1 protein-coding gene and 1 pseudogene are annotated in these 1,301 nt (G+C 47.0%); one reads left to right on the top strand and one right to left on the bottom strand.

Annotated elements, in window-relative coordinates; all coding sequences use genetic code 11:
* Positions 1 to 667 (bottom strand): IS21 family transposase (gene istA / locus R8O11_RS24885; protein WP_318194562.1); only part of this gene is annotated, 667 nt, incomplete at its 3' end.
* Between the two features lie 200 nt (positions 668 to 867).
* On the opposite strand from istA, the pseudogene R8O11_RS24880 reads away from it, so the two are divergent.
* Positions 868 to 1,301 (top strand): annotated as a pseudogene (locus tag R8O11_RS24880) (ATP-dependent helicase); the annotation flags it as partial.

The raw sequence follows: 1,301 nt of genomic DNA, 5'->3' as shown, positions 1-1,301 counted from the left end.
GATTGGCTTTGGTGACCGCACTGCGCAGATTATCGGGAACCAAGAGCTGTGGTACACCGCCGAAGTGTTCGAACGCATTCGCATGCGCTTCTAACCAGTAAGACTTACCTTGACTCGGGAAGGCTTCAACATAGGTGTAATTGGATGCACCTAAGGTCGCCACGAACACTTCGGCTTCGCGCACTTCGCCTGTGTCAGGGTTGACTACCTGAAGCCTCGGCCCACAGTAGTCGATAAACAACTTATCACCCGCCACATGAAGCTGGCGCATGCTGCGCTTTTGCGTTTTGAACCAGCGAGTGAAGTGCTCGCAGAACTGAGTGTAAGCGTAAGCTTTCTCTTGATATTGCTCATGATATTCCTGCCAGAGCAACATCTTCGTCATGCCTTTACGTCTGAGTTCGACTGCGTATTGCGTGAAGTCTGGCATGACTTTATCGCGACTGGCTTTCTTGCCGTGATACAGCGCTTGCGTGAGATCAGCATCGCTGCAACTTTCGGGTAGAGGCCAACCAAGTTGGCTTTGTTTAAAGCGAGTCAGGAGTTCCGAGATGGTGGAGGGGCCGAGTTTCAGGCAAGAAGCGATGCTGCGATTGGAGAGACCGCAGTCGTACTTAAGGCGTAATACCTCTTTGATTTTGTTCATTGGAGTTCTCTTTTTGGCCATGGTCGCTTCCTTACGTTCTTGTTTAAGAAGTAAAGAATAGCGAGCTATTGATTTAAAAGAGAAAAAGGAAGGATTTCGGGCATTCCGATCGGGGTTTTCGCTATTCCGATCACCGATTTCGGAGTTAGGCTAAAAGTGATCGGATAATCGCGGAATCAGTGATCGGTTTAAACCGAAATGGGTGATCGGATAATCCCGAAATGACTGATCGGAATGCTCCGAAATATGCATCATCACTTAAGTATTTCACCAATAATAACCTAAAACAAATGACAGGTTCTTGGTCAAATTGGGTACGTAGTGCTAAGACATTAGTTCGAAACCTATCAAGTCAAAAGTTCATCATACAAGAGATTGCCCAAGTCATATCCCCACTAAATAATGTAAATTTGGCATCGCCCTCTGGTCAAGCAGGCAACCAAGTTGACACATTTTTAGGACAAACAACTAAAACAACAACATTGCACCGAAAGACTACAATTCATGGAGCGAAAGGCGAAACACACGATGTCACCATGCTAATTTCAACGGCACGCGCAGGTGGGCAGCCTGGTTCTCATTGGCGCAGTTGGATTGATAGTCAAAGCAGTGAGGCTGCTAGGTTCGCATATGTTGCCTCATCAAGGCCTAAACA

The organism is Vibrio sp. 1288 (assembly GCF_033344475.1).
The sequence above is the reverse complement of the archived record's forward strand: the minus strand, read 5'-3'. Positions and strand labels throughout refer to the sequence as shown.